The 17,785-nt window shown below is 69.6% G+C and carries 15 protein-coding genes; 5 read left to right on the top strand and 10 right to left on the bottom strand.

Going from position 1 to position 17,785, the window contains the following annotated elements; all coding sequences use genetic code 11:
• Window positions 1-89: 89 nt before the first annotated feature.
• The gene (locus ACZ4N5_RS02070; protein ID WP_355846480.1) at window positions 90-503 is read left to right on the top strand and encodes a pyridoxamine 5'-phosphate oxidase family protein; all 414 of its coding nucleotides are present in this window, start codon (window positions 90-92) and stop codon (window positions 501-503) included.
• Between the two features lie 161 nt (window positions 504-664).
• Here ACZ4N5_RS02070 and ACZ4N5_RS02065 read toward each other — a convergent pair whose 3' ends face one another.
• The gene (locus ACZ4N5_RS02065) at window positions 665-1,000 is read right to left on the bottom strand and encodes a hypothetical protein (protein ID WP_355846483.1); all 336 of its coding nucleotides are present in this window, start codon (window positions 998-1,000) and stop codon (window positions 665-667) included.
• Window positions 997-1,134 (bottom strand): hypothetical protein, encoded by a 138-nt coding sequence (locus ACZ4N5_RS02060; protein ID WP_467755204.1) that lies wholly within the window; start codon window positions 1,132-1,134, stop codon window positions 997-999. The genes ACZ4N5_RS02065 and ACZ4N5_RS02060 overlap by 4 nt, the downstream gene beginning before the upstream one ends.
• Window positions 1,135-1,400: 266 nt before the next feature.
• Between ACZ4N5_RS02060 and ACZ4N5_RS02055 the strand changes: the two genes are divergently transcribed.
• Entirely contained in the window at window positions 1,401-2,393 is a 993-nt protein-coding gene (locus ACZ4N5_RS02055) for a helix-turn-helix transcriptional regulator (protein ID WP_467755203.1), read from the top strand.
• A 109-nt stretch (window positions 2,394-2,502) separates the two neighbouring features.
• Here ACZ4N5_RS02055 and ACZ4N5_RS02050 read toward each other — a convergent pair whose 3' ends face one another.
• The 3 genes from ACZ4N5_RS02050 to ACZ4N5_RS02040 form a co-directional block, all read right to left on the bottom strand.
• On the bottom strand, window positions 2,503-3,567 hold the full coding sequence (locus ACZ4N5_RS02050) for a helix-turn-helix transcriptional regulator (protein WP_467755202.1): 1,065 nt from the start codon (window positions 3,565-3,567) through the stop codon (window positions 2,503-2,505).
• A gap of 345 nt (window positions 3,568-3,912) precedes the next feature.
• A complete protein-coding gene (locus ACZ4N5_RS02045) occupies window positions 3,913-4,587 on the bottom strand; it encodes a M15 family metallopeptidase (RefSeq protein ID WP_467755201.1) in 675 nt (224 codons plus the stop codon).
• 341 nt (window positions 4,588-4,928) lie between these two features.
• The gene (locus tag ACZ4N5_RS02040) at window positions 4,929-6,056 is read right to left on the bottom strand and encodes a sugar ABC transporter substrate-binding protein (RefSeq protein WP_467755200.1); all 1,128 of its coding nucleotides are present in this window, start codon (window positions 6,054-6,056) and stop codon (window positions 4,929-4,931) included.
• Between the two features lie 225 nt (window positions 6,057-6,281).
• On the opposite strand from ACZ4N5_RS02040, the gene ACZ4N5_RS02035 reads away from it, so the two are divergent.
• Window positions 6,282-6,617, top strand: coding sequence for a hypothetical protein (locus ACZ4N5_RS02035; protein ID WP_467755199.1), 336 nt, complete (start codon window positions 6,282-6,284; stop codon window positions 6,615-6,617).
• 820 nt (window positions 6,618-7,437) lie between these two features.
• Here ACZ4N5_RS02035 and ACZ4N5_RS02030 read toward each other — a convergent pair.
• The 5 genes from ACZ4N5_RS02030 to ACZ4N5_RS02010 all read right to left on the bottom strand — a co-directional run bounded on the left by ACZ4N5_RS02030 (window position 7,438) and on the right by ACZ4N5_RS02010 (window position 12,897).
• The gene (locus tag ACZ4N5_RS02030) at window positions 7,438-7,890 is read right to left on the bottom strand and encodes a heat shock protein transcriptional repressor HspR (RefSeq protein ID WP_355846503.1); all 453 of its coding nucleotides are present in this window, start codon (window positions 7,888-7,890) and stop codon (window positions 7,438-7,440) included.
• A 7-nt stretch (window positions 7,891-7,897) separates the two neighbouring features.
• Window positions 7,898-9,085 (bottom strand): molecular chaperone DnaJ, encoded by a 1,188-nt coding sequence (gene dnaJ, locus ACZ4N5_RS02025; protein ID WP_467755198.1) that lies wholly within the window; start codon window positions 9,083-9,085, stop codon window positions 7,898-7,900.
• Between the two features lie 33 nt (window positions 9,086-9,118).
• Entirely contained in the window at window positions 9,119-9,778 is a 660-nt protein-coding gene (grpE, locus tag ACZ4N5_RS02020; RefSeq protein WP_355846509.1) for a nucleotide exchange factor GrpE, read from the bottom strand.
• Window positions 9,775-11,619, bottom strand: coding sequence for a molecular chaperone DnaK (gene dnaK / locus ACZ4N5_RS02015; RefSeq protein ID WP_467755197.1), 1,845 nt, complete (start codon window positions 11,617-11,619; stop codon window positions 9,775-9,777). Before dnaK ends, grpE begins: the two co-directional genes overlap by 4 nt.
• 147 nt (window positions 11,620-11,766) lie before the next feature.
• Entirely contained in the window at window positions 11,767-12,897 is a 1,131-nt protein-coding gene (locus ACZ4N5_RS02010) for an MraY family glycosyltransferase (RefSeq protein WP_467755196.1), read from the bottom strand.
• Between the two features lie 266 nt (window positions 12,898-13,163).
• Between ACZ4N5_RS02010 and ACZ4N5_RS02005 the strand changes: the two genes are divergently transcribed.
• Together ACZ4N5_RS02005 and ACZ4N5_RS02000 are read left to right on the top strand one after the other, a co-directional pair.
• Window positions 13,164-15,440, top strand: a complete 2,277-nt coding sequence (locus tag ACZ4N5_RS02005; protein ID WP_467755195.1) for a (Fe-S)-binding protein — start codon at window positions 13,164-13,166, stop codon at window positions 15,438-15,440.
• Window positions 15,441-16,141: 701 nt separating this feature from the next.
• Complete coding sequence (locus ACZ4N5_RS02000) at window positions 16,142-17,635, top strand: FG-GAP and VCBS repeat-containing protein (protein ID WP_467755194.1); 1,494 nt, start codon at window positions 16,142-16,144, stop codon at window positions 17,633-17,635.
• Window positions 17,636-17,785: the final 150 nt, after the last annotated feature.

Below are 17,785 nucleotides of genomic sequence, written 5' to 3'. Positions count from 1 at the left end.
CCCAGCCAACGTACACAAAGTTGAGTCTATTTCACTCAAGGCTGCAAGGGGAGGGAAATGGACACCCACGAGGCGTAGATTCGGGCCTCATGGCTTCCTATCCGGTGGACCCGCGGCAGCCCGACGCCACCTACCTGAGCTTCTGGCGCGAGCGCCATCTGTGCACCCTGACCACCCTCCGGCCCGACGGCAGCCCGCACGTGGTGCCCGTCGGCGTTACATACGACCCCGAGGCCTCGCTCGCTCGGGTCATCACCAACAAGTCCAGCGCGAAGGTGGGCCATGTGCTCGCGGCGGGGCCGGACGGGGCGCGCGTGGCGGTCTGCCAGGTGGACGGCCCGCGCTGGGCGACGCTGGAGGGGCGGGCACGGGTCTCCACGGACCCGGCGCGCGTCGCGGAGGCGGTACGGCGCTACGCGGAGCGGTACGAGCGCACGCCGTCGCCGAACCCGAACCGCGTGGTGATCGAGATCGAGCTCACGGCGGCGATGGGCCGCGGATGAGCCCGCGACCGGGCAGTCCGCGGCTGGTTCCAGCCCTTGCCGGGGATGGTCGAAACCCGGAGGTTTCCCCGGAAACTGCAGCGGCGTCACCGTGTTCAGGTCACGGTGACGCCGCTGCGGGGGGAAGTACCTGCGCGATCTACTACGACGGGGGAATCGCGTCAGGCACTGCGGGGGGTGGCTGCGATGGTCTGGACGTCCGGAACGTCCGGTCCGGTCAACTGGTGGTCACGCTGGTCGAGGTTCACAAAGATCATTCCGTAGCGGATGGCGCACCTGACGGGCTGCGGCGCCCCCCGAGGCCGTCGCAGACACCGGTAGGCCCGTACGTCCTCGTCGTCGTCGCGGGTGACGACGACGGGCTCCCCGAACACGGTCACCATCAGCGAATCGCCGCTGTAGGGGATGGCGGTGACCAGGTCGATGAAGTGCCAGCCGGATCGGTAGGCAGTGGCCATTTCTCGGCGGAAGGAGCGGTCGTCGGGAGGAATGGTCATGCTTCTGCGCCCGCGGAGATGATCGTCCAGCCGCTGTCCCCCGGGAGGGCCGCCGCCTCGACGTCGGTCCAGCCGCTGTCGCCCGGGACCGCCTCGGCAGCGGTCCAGCCGCTGTCCGCCACGGTCGCCTTCACGCTGGTCCAACCGCTGTCCGGGCCGGCCCACGTCCGGGCACCCCCGGCATCGAGACCCGAGCCCCCCGGGGCGCCGAACGCCACAGCGACAGAGAAGACTGCGGCAAGCACTGAACCAAGCAATCTCGCTCGCATAGTCGGCTTCGTCCTCACTTGATGGAATCTTCTCCCCCGTCGTCACAAGACGATGGCTCATTCAGGCACGTCAATGCCACAGGAGCGATGCATCATGTTCCTGCACGTTCAGGACCCTGGGGGGTGGAGATTTGACCACAAAGAACTCACAACCGACACATCCCCACGCTGTCACCACGTTGTGTGACGAAGGAGCACGCCTTTACGCCAGTGCGCTGCACTCCGGCCGCATCACTCGGATCGAAGTGGAAACAGCCCCTTGCCTCTTGGAGTTCGCACTGCTTCATCCCGATCCCGACGACGAGAAGTGGCTGCGCCCGGTTCCGCCGTCCGTCGCGCTCGCCCAGCGCCTGCAGCCCCTGGAACGGGAGATCCAGGAACGCCGGCGGCTGGCGATCGAACTGACCGACTCCTTCGATCCGTTCATCGCGATCAGCACGCAGAGCGCGGCGAGCATCCACGCGATCACCGTCCTTGAGGGCTTCGACCGGATCAACGCGGCGCTCAATTCGGCCACCGCCGAGTGTCACACGGAGATGCTGACGATCCAGCCGGGCGGCGGCCGCCCCGCCGACGCCCTCATGCAGGCGCTGGAGCGCGACAGGCCGCTCACCGACCGCGGGGTACGCATCCGCACGCTGTACCAGCACACGGCCAGACACAGCCAGGGAACGCTCGCCTATGTGGAGCGCATATCCGGCGGTAGGATCCAGGTCCGCACCCTTGAGGAACTCATCGAGCGGCTGATCATCTTCGACCGGACCGTCGCCTTCATACCGGCCAGCGACGACCGGCGGGTCGCCCTCGAACTCCGCCACCCCGGCCTGGTGCTGTACCTGAGCAAGGTCTTCGAACAGCTCTGGCAGCGCGCGGTCCCGCTCACCGAGGACGTCCCGAACGATGTCGGCCCCAACGGCATCACCGGCGTCCAGCGTTCCATCGCCAAACTGCTCATCGAGGGGCATGTGGACGAGGCCATAGCCCGCCGCCTGGGCATGAACGTCCGTACCTGCCGCGCCCACATCGCCAAGCTGGCCTCCGCCCTCGGCAGCGGAAGCCGGGCCCAACTCGGCTTCCTGATAGCGCAGTCGGGACTCCTGGACCAGTCCGAGGGAGCGGAGTGACGCCGACTGCCGTCAGGTCGCCGACTCGCCACCCCGGACGGCGGAAACCAGGAAGGGCCCGCCCCCGTCAGCGAGCGGCCCGCTCCTGTCAGCGACCGGCCCGCCTTCGTCAGCGGCCGGTCGGGGATCCGCGGTCAGGGACGGCGGGGGCGCCCGACGCCGCCTCCGTGACGGTGACCGCCTCGAGTTCGGGGGACCGCTGCGGCCCGTCCAGTCCCGCCTGGGCGATCCGCACGCCCAACTGCGTCCGGCTCGCCGCGCCCAGCGTCTCCGACAGCCGGGCGATGTGCGCCCGGCACGTCCGCACGCTGATGCCCAGGCGTTCCGCGACGACCGCGTCCTGGTGGCCCTCGGCCAGCAACGCCGCGATGGACCGCTCCCGGTGGGTGATGCCCTCGATGCCCGTCGAGGGCATCGGCGAGGTCAGCGGGATCGCCAGCCGCCACAGCCGCTCGAAGACCGTCACCAAGTAGTCCACCAGCGCCGGGTGGCGCAGCTCCAGCGCGATCGTGCGGTCCGAGTTCGCGGGGATGAAGGCGACCTTGCGGTCGAAGAGGATGAGCCGTTCGACGACCTCGTCGAGGGTGCGGGCCTCCGCCGCGTCGCCCATCAACTCCATGTAGTTCAGCAGCCCTTGGCCGTGCCGGGCTACATGCGTGTACAGATCGCGCATGCGCACCCCGCGGCGGCGCATCTCCAGCGCCCGGTGCAGGCCCTCGACGAGTTCGTCCTCGCGCCGGATACCGCCCGGCTGCACCGTCAGGACCTCGCTGGTGCACTCCTCGGTCGCCTTGTCCATGGCGGCGTGGATCCGCGGCAGCCCGTCGAGGACACGGATCGCCACCCCTTCGGCCGGCGCCCGCACCCGGCCGCCGAGACCCGCGTACCACTCGAAGGCCGACACCGCGTCGCCCACCCGCGCCTGGCTCGCGCTGACTTCCTCGTACACGCCCCGCAGCAGTCGGGTCATGACCTCCTGGGGCGAGGTCGGCACCAGCCAGCCCATGTCGTCCGGATCGGGGTGCAGCAGCGCCAGTTCCAGCAGGCAGGGCACCGACTCGGCGTCCTCGCGGGGCACTCGGCCACGCCGCACGGCCCGGGAGTACACCCGGTCGCCCGCATCGCACAGTCGGTCAGCGCCGTGCGGATGCCTGTCCGTCCCGTGCCCGGCCATCTCCCACCCCTGGCTCCAGCTCCAACCCCTGGCGTGAGCCCCGCGTCAGGGCGTCCTCCGCAGCGCAACTATGCGCGGACGCGTCCGGCATCGCAACAAGGCTGCGTCGCCGAGGGGCGTCCGTTCGCCCCTTCTCATCCGCATAAATCGTGATCTTCGCCGCACTCGTTGCAACAAGCTGAAGGGGGTGCCACCCGGACGTCCGGCACATCGCGCAACGGCCCCCGCGAGCACGCCGACGCACGCCCCGTCTCGGCCCCGAATTGGCAACTCCCGCCACCTTTAAGGGACTTGCAGTGGGCACGTACGGAGGCGCCGGCCGCGTCCGGGACGCGGAAGCGGAGGCTACGACGGGTCGGCGGCCGTGACGGAAAGTTCTCGCGGCCCGTAGATCGCGTGAGCGGCACCCGTGGCGAGCGCCCAGTAGCGGTCGCCGTAGGACCAGTGCCACCACTCGGTCGGATAGTTGACGAGACCCGCGGCGGTCAGCGCACCGGCCAGCAGCCTGCGATGGGCGCGCGCCGTCCCGCCGATGCCGTCCGCGGCCGTGTAGCAGGCGCCGCCGCTCTCCTCGGGGCTCGCGTTCACGCTCGTGCCCATGTCCAGTTCCCGGCCGTCGGCGTCGACGAGAGTGAGGTCGACGGCGGCGCCCGCGCTGTGCGGCGCGATCTCCGGCGGGGACACATAGCGGCTCGCCGCGTCGCGCAGGCGCCCGGCGTCCCACTCGGGGTGCTCCGCGCGCAGTCCGGCGGCGTACCGGTCGAAGTAGAGCCGCTGGAGCGAGGGCGGGCGGTAGCCCTCGACGAACAGCAGCCGTACACCGTCCGGCAGCAGGTCCGCCGCCGCCACGAGCCGGTTCAGCACCCCTTCGCGCAGATGCGCGTACGCCCCGGTGTCGTCACTTCTGCGTGCGTCGACGGGGAACGGGTCGGTCGTCCGTACGTCGAGAAGCGGCTCGCCGCAGTCCACGACGGGTATCGCGGCGATCTTCGGGTCGGACATCAGCACGATCGTGGGCATGAGGCGATCATGCCGGATGGGGGCGTACGCCCCCAGGGCGAGCTGGAGAGGCCCGGTGCGCACCGGGCCGGGGTGCGCCGGCGTTGTGCGGTCAGACGGCCGCACAGCTCCTCTGAGGGGCCTCCCGGGCCGCCCGCCACCCTGGCCGGGACGCCGAGGCCTGCCGGTGTCCGTCGCGCCGGGCGGCGTGGGCCGCGTCCGTCGCGTGGGGCGTCGGCCTGGGCGGACAACGGAGCGGCCCGGGGTGCGGGTGCGCGCTCATGGCGTACACCCGCACCCGGGGCCGGAACCGTAGCGGTCCGTACCCACCGCCTCGGTCACCGGGCGGCCGGGCGAACGTCCTACTTGATACCGAGCGCGCTGCAGGCCGCCTTGTAGGGCGCCGTGCAGATCTCCTTGACGGTGTAGATGCCGTCCTGGACGACCGTGTTCCTGACGTTGCTCGTGGTGAGGTCCACCACGGGCACGAGCTGGGACGGGACGTTCTTGTTGGTGGGGCTGCTGACCTTGTCGCGGGTGAGCGCGTCGAACTCGATCGAGCGGCCCTGGACCCGGGCGACCGCCATCTCGGCGGCGGCACTGGCCTCCTGCGGGTACGACTTGTACACGCTCATGAACTGGTCGCCCTTGATGATCCGCTGCACGGCGACGAGCTCGGAGTCCTGGCCGGTGACCGGGGGCAGCTTGGTGACGCCCGCGGCCTTGAAGACGTCGATGACCGCGCCCGCGATGCCGTCGTTGGCGGCGTAGACACCGGCGATGTTGCTCAGGCCGACGTCCTGGATGGACTTCTCCATGTTGGCCTTGGCGTTTTCCGGCTTCCAGTCCTTGGTGTCGTAGTTGCTCGCGATGATCACCTTGTCCTTGAGCTCGGACATGGCACCGGCCTTGAACTGCGCCGCGTTCGGGTCGGTCGGCGAGCCGTTCATCATGATGATCTTCTTCGAGGCCGAGTTGGTGCCCAGCGCGCCGACCAGAGCCTTGCCCTGGACCTCGCCCACCAGCTCGTTGTCGAAGGAGATGTACGCGTCGATCGGACCCTGCGCCAGACGGTCGTAGGCGATGACCGGGATACCGGCCTCCTTCGCCTTGCGCACGCCCTTCGCTATGGACACCGAGTCCACCGCGTCCACGAGGATGACGTCGACCTTGTCGTCAACCATCTGCTGGAGCTGGCGGAGCTGCTTGGCCGCGTCCTGCTCGGCGTTGGCGTAGACGACGTCGCCCTTGCTCTCGGTGAGCTTGCGGACCTGATCCCGGATGATCGGGTAGTCGAACTTGTCGTAACGAGAGTTCTCCTTCTCCGGAAGGAGCAGGCCCACCTTGATGTCGTCGCCCTTGGTGGCGCTTGCCGTGGTGCCACTCCCGCCGAGTCCTCCCATGCCGCAGCCGGCGAGGGTGACGGCCATGGCGGACGACGACGCCAGGGATATGACGGTACGGCGGAGGCCGGTGTTACGAGTGTTCACATCAGGTGCCTTCCGGGCGAGGTTGCAGCATTGCGACCCAGGTGGCTGAAAGCCAACGCGGCGATCACCTCAGCGTCAAGGAGTAACCACTTAACGAGATGGCAACGGCGTTTCGCGTTCCACAAGTGAACACGACGGGAAAAGACTACGCCCAACCTTCGACCAATCCCCTCAGCTTCACCTTCTGTCATTCACTCGTACAACCAACTCCCGTTCACAGGGGACGTGCTCGCCAACAGATTTTTAACCACCGTTGACGATCGGGCAGACCGGAAAGAACGCAGGACAGAGCCACCGGCGCGAAGGGCACCCCCCTCCTCGGCCCTCGCGTTCACCACCGCGGTCGGGCCGCTCACCGCGGCCGGCACAGCCGCCTCCACAGTGACCAACCGCACATCGCGCGCCCATAAGCGGCAGTTCCATGCGAACACCACACTCTCGGGCGCACCGAAAAAGGCGGACCGCTACTCCACCGCCGACCAGAAACCAGGGCTCTGGCGCATCCACGTCGGCCCCGCGGACCTCTGGAAGAACATCTCGGCCATTCAGCTAAAACGGTAAATCTCGCTATTCCGCCCGGAAGGCATATTCTGCGCATCAATTTCGCCAACTGGACAGCCGCGGCAAAACGCCACTTCAACCTGCAAACCCGTCACTTCCGGCGGCATCGATCAGATCAAGCCACTTGTGCCCACGGGTTCTTCGGCGTCGCACGACACCGCCACGGGCAGGGCCGAGGTCGCCCGGTCCAAGCACCAGGGGACGGACTCAGCGGGACAGCACGTCTTCCGTCGCCGCAAGGGCTGCACCACCGCGCGCGACGGACCACCACGACCGCCACCTCGTGCACCGACGCGCCCCTCCCGGTGACCGGCGATACCTAGTAATACGAGGTGCGCGCCCACTCCAGGCGGCCAACGGGTCCGCGGGCACGACGGGCCGCGCGGTGACCACCACCGACCGGAAGGCGCCCGCCGTTCCCCAGGGCCACGCCGTCACGGACTCCTCCTGGAAGGCGGACTGCGGAACGGCTGGAGCCCGGTCGCGGGGAGAGCCACCTCGTACGGGGTGTCCCGGCGACGTCCGAAAACGGCTCTTCCAGCAGGGTCGACGGCACCGCCGGGTCTCGTACCGCGACGCCACGGCCGAGCCGCCATGGCCTCACCTACTACTAGGGGGTGACGGCTGGTACGGCCAGATGGCGGCTGGTACCACCGGGTGACGGCCGTCTGCCGCGACGGCACCGAATCGGCGCCCGGTGCCGGTGACGCGGTCCCCGCGCCGTGAACGCGCGAAGGGGCCCGGAGGTCGATGACCTCCGGGCCCCTTCGGGTGTCCGGGTCCTGCCCGGGCGACCGCGTTCTGCTCGGCCGACCGGCTTCTACTCGGCCGATCGCTTGGGACGCCACACCACCAGCGCGCTGGTCTGCTGGACCTCCTGGTACGGGACCAGGTCCCGTCGGTAGGAGGCGTGCACGGCGGCCTCGCGCTGCTGCATGGCCGCCGCGGCGCCGTCGAGGGCCGACTCCAGCTCCACTACACGGGACTGGAGCGCGGCCACCTGGTTCTCCAGCTCGATGATGCGCTTGATGCCGGCCAGGTTGATGCCCTCGTCCTGCGACAGCTGCTGAACGGTGCGCAGCAGCTCGATGTCGCGGGCCGAGTAGCGGCGGCCCCGGCCCGCCGTGCGGTCGGGAGAGACCAGACCGAGCCGGTCGTACTGACGCAGTGTCTGCGGGTGCAGTCCGGAGAGCTGGGCCGCCACCGAGATGACGTAGACCGGAGTCTCCTCGGTCAGTTCATACGGGTTGCGTCGACGACCGGTCGTGTCCATGGCTCCGTCATGCTCCCTTCGCGGCCTGGAACAGCTCCGCCCGCGGATCCTCACCCGCGGTCGCCTCGCGATACGCCTCCAGCGCGTCACGAGCCTTGCCGGACAGGTCCTGGGGAACCGTCACTTCGACGGTGACCAGGAGATCGCCCCGCGTGCCGTCCTTGCGGACCGCGCCCCTGCCCCGGGCGCGCATGGTGCGTCCGTTGGGGGTTCCCGGCGGCAGCTTCAGGGTCACCGGGGGGCCGCCCAGCGTCGGCACCTTCACCTCGCCGCCCAGTGCCGCCTCCGCGAAGGTGACGGGCACGGTGACGGTGAGGTTGTCGTCCTTGCGGCCGAAGACCGGGTGGGCGTCCACATGGACCGTGACGTACAGGTCGCCGGACGGGCCGCCCCGCTCGCCGGGCGCGCCCTTGCCGCGCAGCCGGATCCGCTGGTTGTCGCTGACGCCCGCGGGGATCCGGACCTGCATGGTCCGGGACGACTTGGCACGGCCGCTGCCCTTGCAGATCTCACAGGGGTTCTCCGAGATCAGTCCGCGGCCCTTGCAGTCCGGGCACGGGTCGGTGAGCGAGAAGCCACCGCCCGAACCGCGGGCGACCTGGCCGGTACCGACGCAGGTCGGGCACACGCGCGGTGTGCCGTTCGCGTCGCCGGTGCCCGAACAGGCCTTGCAGGGCGCCTGCGAGGTCATGCGCAGCGGAACGGTCGCGCCGTCCACCGCCTCCGTGAAGGAGAGCGTGACCTCGGTGTCGATGTCCTGGCCGCGCCGGGGCTGTGTACGGGTGCCCGTGGTGGCGCCCCCGCGGTTGAACAGGCCCCCGAAGACGTCACCGATACCGCCGCCGAAGCCGCCGGCTCCTCCCGCTCCCTGGCCCTGGGCGCCGCCTCCGAAGAGGTCACCCAGGTCGAAGTTGAAGTTGCCGCCGCCCGCGCCGGGACCCGGCCGGAAGCCACCGTTGCCGAAGAGGGCGCGTGCCTCGTCGTACTCCTTGCGCTTCTTGGGGTCGCCGAGCACGTCGTTCGCCTCGGAGATCTCCTTGAAGCGCTCCTCGGCCTTGGCGTTGCCCTTGTTGGCGTCCGGGTGGAACTCGCGGGCGAGCTTCCGGTACGCCTTCTTGATCTCGGCCTCGGTGGCGTCCTTGGGGACGCCGAGGACCTTGTAGAAGTCCTTCTCGATGAAGTCCTTGGTGCTCATCCTCGACGTCCCTCCTTCCTCGTCCGTTCAAGCTCAGCCCTCGTCCGGGCCACCGCTCTCCTTGTCATCGGCCGCCTCGGCCGACTCCTCGGCCTTGACCGTCTGCGCCCCGGGCTGCGGCTCGGCGACAGCCACCCGCGCGGGGCGGATGGTGCGCTCGCCGAAGCGATACCCCGGCTGCAGAATCGCCACGCACGTCGTCTCTGTGACGTCCGGCGCGTACGAATGCATCAGGGCCTCGTGGATCGTCGGGTCGAAGGGCTCGCCCTCCTTGCCGAACTGCTGGAGCCCCATCTTCGCCGCGACGGTCTCGAGGGATTCGGCGACGGACTTGAATCCGCCGACGAGCTCGCCGTGATCCCGCGCGCGGCCGATGTCGTCGAGTACGGGCAGGAGCTCGGTCAGGAGGCTCGCGACGGCGACCTCCCTGACCGCGATCCGGTCGCGCTCGACCCGGCGGCGGTAGTTCTGGAACTCGGCCTGGAGCCGCTGGAGGTCCGCGGTGCGCTCGGTCAGTGCCATGCGCGCCTGGTCCAGCTGGGCCGTCAGACCGACCAACTGTGCTGCTGCGTCCCCGTCCGGGGCCGCCGCCCCCTCCGCAGAGGGGGTGGCGGACTGCGGCTCGGCGTCGTCAGAGGTGGCGCCGGAAGGGACGTCGGGCTGCTCTTCGTAGCCCGGGGTCTCCTCCGTCACGCGGCACCGTCCCGGCGGTCCTCGTCGACGATCTCGGCGTCGACGACATCGTCGTCGGCCTTCGGGGCCTCGGCGCCGTGGGCGTCGCCGCCCGCGGCCTGCGCGGCCTGGGCGTCGGCGTACATGGCCTGGCCCAGCTTCTGCGAGACCGCGGCGACCTTCTCGGTGGCGGTGCGGATCTCGGCGCTGTCCTCGCCCTTGAGCGCGGCCTTCAGCTCCTCGACGGACGCCTCGACCTCGGTCTTGACGTCACCGGGGACCTTGTCCTCGTTGTCCTTGAGGAACTTCTCCGTCTGGTAGACGAGCTGCTCGCCCTGGTTGCGGGTCTCGGCGGCCTCGCGGCGGGCGTGGTCCTCCTCCGCGTACTTCTCGGCCTCCTGGCGCATGCGGTCGACCTCGTCCTTCGGCAGCGAGGAGCCGCCGGTGACGGTCATCTTCTGCTCCTTGCCCGTGCCGAGGTCCTTCGCGGTCACGTGCATGATGCCGTTGGCGTCGATGTCGAAGGCGACCTCGATCTGCGGGACTCCGCGCGGGGCCGGCGGCAGACCGGTGAGCTCGAACATCCCGAGCTTCTTGTTGTACGCCGCGATCTCGCGCTCGCCCTGGTAGACCTGGATCTGCACGGACGGCTGGTTGTCCTCGGCGGTGGTGAAGATCTCGGACCGCTTGGTCGGGATCGTCGTGTTCCGCTCGATGAGCTTCGTCATGATGCCGCCCTTGGTTTCGATACCGAGGGACAGCGGGGTCACGTCGAGGAGCAGGACGTCCTTGACCTCACCCTTGAGGACACCGGCCTGGAGGGCGGCGCCGATGGCGACGACCTCGTCCGGGTTCACACCCTTGTTGGCCTCGTTGCCACCGGTCAGCTCCTTGACGAGCTCGGCGACGGCGGGCATACGGGTGGAGCCACCGACGAGAACGACGTGGTCGATCTCGGACAGCTGGATACCGGCGTCCTTGATGACGTTGTGGAACGGCGTCTTGCAGCGCTCCAGAAGGTCGGCGGTGAGCTGCTGGAACTGGGCGCGCGTGAGCTTCTCGTCCAGGTGCAGCGGGCCCTCGGCGGACGCCGTGATGTAGGGCAGGTTGATCGAGGTCTCGGTGGACGAGGACAGCTCGATCTTGGCCTTCTCGGCGGCCTCACGGAGGCGCTGGAGCGCCATCTTGTCCTTGGCGAGGTCCACGCCGTGACCGGAGCGGAACTGCTGCACCAGGTAGTCGACGACACGCTGGTCCCAGTCGTCACCACCGAGGTGGTTGTCACCGTTGGTGGCCTTCACCTCGACGACGCCGTCACCGATCTCCAGGAGGGACACGTCGAAGGTGCCGCCACCGAGGTCGAAGACGAGGATCGTCTGGTCGTCCTTGTCGAGGCCGTACGCCAGGGCCGCGGCGGTGGGCTCGTTGACGATACGAAGGACGTTGAGACCGGCGATCTCGCCGGCTTCCTTCGTCGCCTGACGCTCGGAGTCGTTGAAGTACGCCGGGACGGTGATGACCGCGTCGGCCACCTTCTCGCCCAGGTACGCCTCCGCGTCGCGCTTCAGCTTCTGCAGGATGAAGGCGCTCATCTGCTGCGGGTTGAAGCTCTTCCCGTCGAGCTCGATCTTCCAGTCCGTGCCCATGTGACGCTTCACCGAACGGATGGTCCGGTCCACGTTCGTGACCGCCTGGCGCTTGGCGACCTCGCCGACGAGCACCTCACCGTTCTTCGCGAAGGCGACGACGGACGGCGTGGTCCTGGCGCCTTCGGCGTTGGTGATGACGGTGGGCTCGCCGCCCTCCAGAACGCTGACGACTGAGTTAGTCGTGCCCAGGTCGATGCCGACCGCACGTGCCATTTCAATTCCTCCAACAATGACTTGAGTGGAACGGACTCAAGTGTGCACGACGTCCGCCTCCCGGTCAACAGACCTGAGTCGCGGGGGCTCAACTCTTATCCGCTCCTTACACGCATGGGGCTGCTGACCTGGTGGTTTCTCGCAGAGTCAGTGAACCTTCACCGCACCCGGAGCCGCCGGACGAGGCCGTCCCGGCCGACCCGACGTTCTCGGGACGGGTCCCCCGGGGGCGGGGATCGCATGCGGATGGGGGCGGCGCGGGCAGGGTCCCGGACGTACGGCCGCCACGACGGCGACCACCGCCACGGCGCCGGCCGGCCACCACGCGGCTCCCGCCCCCAGCCACCCGAGATCGATGAGCAGTCCCACCAGCGCACCCGCGAACGCGGCGAGCCCCGTCACGACCAGGACCCCCTGCCGGGTCAGCCCCGCCCGCCGCAGCCGGTGCACCAGATGGTCCGGCGCCGGGCGCAGCAGCGGCCGCCCCGCCCGCCGCCGCGACACGAGGACCAGGACGGCGTCGGCACTGGCCACGGCCGTCAGGGCGAATCCGGCGCCGAACCCGGGCCCGGCGGGCCCCTCCGCGTGCACTTGGACGACCGCCGAGGCCAGCACGAACCCGGCGAACAGCGACCCGCACCGCCCGGGTGCGATCCGGGCGGGCGGCCATCCGTGCATCAGGAAGCCGGTGAGGGCGGCGGCCAGCACGCTGAGCAGCGCCGCGAGTCCGTCCATGACCTCGGCGGCCGCGCACCCGCTGAGCGCGAACGCGGTGATGACGGCGACCGTCCCCATCACCCCGTCGGCGTGGTCGAGCGAGCGGAAGGCCTGCGTGACGAAGACGATCCAGGCCACGGCCAGCACCCCGGCCGGCATGCCGAGTTCGCCGTAGGGGACGGTCAGCGCGGCGGCGACGGCGACACCGGCCACGCACACCGACGGGGGCACGGGCAGCAGATCGGCGGCCAGGCCGAGGAGGGCGACCACGATCCCGGCGACCAGCAGCCGTCCGGCCTCCGGCCCGAGCGGGGCGGCGCCGGTCCAGTCCCCGGCCCAGCCGACGAGCGCCGTCCCGCACACCACGGCCACCCCGCCGAGCAGGGAGACCGGCCGCGGGGAAACCGGCCGCCCTCTGCCGGGCGCTCGCGGTCTCGCCCGGCGCGCGGGAAGCCCCGTCCCGTCGACCGCGCCGAAGCGCAGGGAGAACGACCGCAGCAGCGCGGCGAGCGCGGCGGTCAGGAGCAGAGCGGCGATGGCGGCCGTGATTCCGTACAGCACGTCGCCAATTTAGGGGTAATTGTCACAGTATTGGGTGAATAACACGATCGGGTTTACGTGTCCTGTCGCCCCCGGGCGAACCGGCCCTTCTGCCCACCCCCCGCGCGGCCACTCAGGCTTCCCTCAGCGACGCAGATCACCGCACCTCTGACTACAGTGCGGCGGAGGAAGTGGGTAGTCTCAAACGGACTGCATAAGTTACCGCTTAGTAATCACCTTCGAGGTCACGCTCGAAGCAACACCTCGCAGGCCCGAGGAGCCCCCGAATGCAACTCGCCGCGATCATTGTGTCGCTGGTCCTGACCGTGGTCGGCGTTGCGCTGATCGCGCGGGCCGTCGCGCAGATCTACCGGTTCATCAAGCTCGGCCAGCCCGTACCCGCCGGCAGCCGCACCGACGACTGGAAGGCCCGCAGCGTCACGCTGGCCAAGGAATTCGTCGGCCACACCCGCATGAACCGGTGGGGGATCATCGGCGTCGCGCACTGGTTCGTGGCCGTCGGCTTCCTGACCCTGGGCCTGACGATCGTCACGGCCTACGGCCAGCTGTTCAAGGCCGACTGGACGCTGCCGGTGCTCGGCGGCTGGCTCCCGTACGAGCTGTACACCGAGTTCATCGCGCTGTTCACGACGCTCGGCATCCTCGTGCTGATCGCGGTGCGCCAGCTGAACCGGCCGTCCAAGCCGGGCCGCAAGTCGCGCTTCGCCGGCTCCAAGACGGGCCAGGCGTACTTCGTCGAGGCCGTGATCCTCGCCATCGGCCTCGCGATCATGACCCTGCGCGGCCTGGAAGGCGCGCTCCACGGTGTCGACCACTACGAGGCCGCGTACTGGGCCTCGTACCCCCTGGTCGCCGCCTTCAAGGGCCTGAGCCTCGGAACGCTGCAGAACCTGGTCTACCTGACCGCCATGATCAAGCTCGGCGTCACCATGGGCTGGGCGATCACGGTCGGCCTCAACACCAACATGGGTGTGGCCTGGCACCGCTTCCTCGCCTTCCCCAACATCTGGTTCAAGCGCGACGCCAAGGGTGAGACCGCCCTCGGCGGGCTGCTCCCGATGACCAGCGGCGGCAAGGCCATCGACTTCACCGACCCCGGTGAGGACGACGTCTTCGGCGTCTCCCAGGTCGAGCAGTTCTCCTGGAAGGGCCTGCTCGACTTCTCCACCTGCACCGAGTGCGGCCGCTGCCAGTCGCAGTGCCCCGCCTGGAACACCGGCAAGCCGCTCTCCCCCAAGCTCCTCATCATGTCGCTGCGCGACCACGCGCACGCCAAGGCCCCGTACCTGCTGGCCGGCGGCGGCAAGAACATGGAGGGCGAGGAGAAGGCGTCCGAGGAGCAGCTCAAGGACGTCCCCGCGGCCGCCCTCGCCGAGGCCGAGCGCCCCCTCATCGGCACCGCCGAGGAGAACGGCGTCATCGACCCGGACGTCCTGTGGTCCTGCACCACCTGCGGCGCCTGCGTCGAGCAGTGCCCGGTCGACATCGAGCACATCGACCACATCGTCGACATGCGCCGCTACCAGGTGATGATCGAGAGCGCGTTCCCGTCCGAGGCGGGCACGATGCTCAAGAACCTGGAGAAGAAGGGCAACCCCTGGGGGCTGGCCAAGAAGCAGCGCCTTGAGTGGACCAAGGAGGTCGACTTCGAGATCCCCGTCGTCGGCCGCGACATCGAGGACCTCAGCGAGGTCGAGTACCTGTACTGGGTCGGCTGCGCGGGCGCTCTGGAAGACCGCGCCAAGAAGACGACCAAGGCCTTCGCCGAGCTGCTGCACATGGCGGGCGTCAAGTTCGCGATCATGGGCGGCGACGAGAAGTGCACCGGTGACTCCGCCCGCCGCCTCGGCAACGAGCCCCTGTTCCAGGAACTCGGCATGGAGAACGTCGCCGCGCTGAACATGGCGTTCGGCGAGGACGACGAGGACGAGTCGACCAAGAAGCCGAAGTCGGCGAAGAAGATCGTCGCCACCTGCCCGCACTGCCTCAACACGATCGGCAACGAGTACCCGCAGCTCGGCGGCGACTACGAGGTCATCCACCACACCCAGCTGCTCCAGCACCTCATCGACGAGGGCAAGCTGCTCCCGGTGACCCCGGTGGAAGGGCTCATCACCTACCACGACCCCTGCTACCTGGGCCGCCACAACAAGATCTACACGCCCCCGCGCGAGATCATGTCCGCCGTCCCGGGCCTGCGCCAGCAGGAGATGCACCGCCACAAGGAACGCGGCTTCTGCTGCGGCGCCGGTGGCGCGCGGATGTGGATGGAGGAGCGGATCGGCAAGCGCATCAACAACGAGCGTGTCGACGAGGCTCTGTCGCTGAACCCGGACATCGTCTCCACCGCCTGCCCGTTCTGCCTCGTCATGCTGACCGACTCGGTCAACGGCAAGAAGAACGAGGGCAAGGCCAAGGAGTCCGTCCAGGTCGTCGACGTCGCCCAGCTTCTCCTCGACTCCGTCCGCACCCCGGTCGAGGAAGAGCCCCCGGCGGGCGCGGCCGAGTCGGAGAGCGAGCCGGAGCCGGAGCCGGTGAAGTAGCCGACCCCGACCGTTCCCACCGCCCGACAGGACTGCCGGACACGACTACTGGCACGACTGCAGGAACGACTGCTGACGCGACGGTCCGACACAGCCGCCTGACCCGGCTTTCGGGCACGGCCGACCGGCCTGACCCGATCGGTACGACCGACACCCCCGCGCTCTCCGGAGCACGGGGGTGTCGTCGTATCCCGAACGCCCGCATCACTGCTCACTGCTCACGGCTCACGGCTCACTGCTCTCCACGGGGCGGGCGAGGTTATCGATGCGCGGGCGCACACACGGAGGACGTACGACGACAGCCCTCGGCTGTCGCCTCCTGCTCGCTCGAACGGCGACGGACTGAACTAACTCGTCTTCGGCGGACCGGGGTTGCGCGTCCTCCCGGGCCCTACGTCCGGAATCGCCGCGACCGGAGCGGCGACCGTGAAGCCGCCCGCCGAGGGGCACCACCCGCGTCTGGGCGTCGCCGACTTCACGGGGGACGGACCGGGCGGGCGCAGTAGGCCCGGCGGGCGCAGTGGGCGCAGTGGGCGCAAAAAAATTACCGAACTCTCGTACAACCCTCAACCACTATCAGCGGTCTCCTGTTCACCGACCGGTCGGTGAACTGCCGCACAACTCCAGGCAAACACAGACGGACGGCCCCATCGACAGGGGACGCGCGCCCAGCATCCCCGCATGCCGCAGGAGAATCCCGCATGCCCAAGCGTCACCCGCACCACGTGCGAATCGCCCTCGCGACGGCAACGGCTGCCGCCCTGACGGGCGGTCTGCTCACCTTCTCGGCAGCGACCGCCACTGCCGCGGACTCCGCCACGGTCCCGCAGGCCGACTTCAACGGCGACCACATCGGCGACGTGGCCGTCTCGGCGCACGGTGCCTACGTCAGCGGCCACGCGGGCGCCGGCCAGATCGTCGCCCTCTACGGCACGGCCACCGGCGTATCGTCCGCCAAGCGCTCCACGATCAGCCAGAACACCACCGGTGTCCCCGGCACCGCCGAGGCCGGGGACGGCTTCGGCGGCGAGACGGCGTACGCCGACTTCAACGGCGACGGATACGACGACCTCGCCGTCGCCTCCCCGTGGGAGAAGGTCGGCACCGACACCAACGGCGGCGGCCTCGCCATCCTCTGGGGCTCCGCGAACGGCCTCACCGGCAAGAGCGCCGACGTCCCGGACCCGGCCCCCTCCTCGCACGACTTCTGGGGCAAGGACCTGGCCGCCGGCGACTTCGACGGCGACGGAAAGGCCGACCTGGCCGTCGGCAGCTCGTCGAGCACGATCTACGTCTACAAGGGCGGCTTCAGCACGGCCGGCGCCCCCGGCGGCCGTACGACGATCAAGCCCCCGATCCAGTCGGGCACCAACGACAGGCCCTTCGGCCCGCTCAGCCTGACCGCGGGCGATGTCAACGGCGACGGCAGGACCGACCTGATCGTCGACGGCTTCGAGACGCGGACCGCGTCCGGCTGGAACACCAACTACTTCGTGCCCGGCACGGCGAGCGGTCTGAGCGTCGCTTCCGCTCGGGCCCTCAAGGCCGGCGTGATCACCGGCATCGGTGACATCAACGGCGACGGCTTCGGCGACATCGTCAGCGGCGCGGGCTGGGACGCCACCACGGACGATGGCCTGGCGATCCCGGACGCCGCCGACGGCGGCAAGGTGAACATCACCTACGGCTCCGCCTCCGGCCCGGCCGGCACGTCCGGGATCACCCAGAACACCGGCAGCGTCCCCGGCAACTCGGAGAAGGGCGACGACTTCGGCTGGGAGCTGGATTTGGGCGACGTCAACGGCGACGGCTACCAGGACCTGGTCGTCTCGGCCCCGAACGAGGACATCGACGGCGTCTCCAACACCGGCATGGTCACCGTCCTGTACGGCTCCGCGGCCGGCGTCAAGGTCTCCTCCGGCGTCCAGGCGTTCGCGCAGAACACGGCTGGCGTCCCCGGCAACGACGAGAAGAACGACCTGTTCGGCGCGGACGTCAAGCTCGACGACGTCACCGGTGACGGCAAGGCCGACCTGCTCGTCGGCTCGTACGAGAACGGTGGCGACGGCCAGGTCACCTACCTGCCCTCCAACGGCAGCGTGATCACCACGACCGGCTCCCGTTACCTCTCGCCGAGCACGTCGGGCGTCTCGACGTCGGGCACCCCGCAGTTCGGCGCCATCTTCGCCGACTGACCGACCGCCGCTCGCCTCGAAGAGGCCGTCCGTGCCCCCGGGCGGCCCCTTCCTCCCGCACGCCGGGCCCGTACCGCTCGCGGGCCCGGCGTGCCCCCCTCAGCTGCTGGTCCGGGGTCTCGCCCGCCCCCAGTTCGCTCACAAGTTCGC

It is taken from the genome of Streptomyces sp. NPDC026500, assembly GCF_055567635.1.
This window is presented reverse-complemented; position numbering and strand designations above follow the sequence as displayed.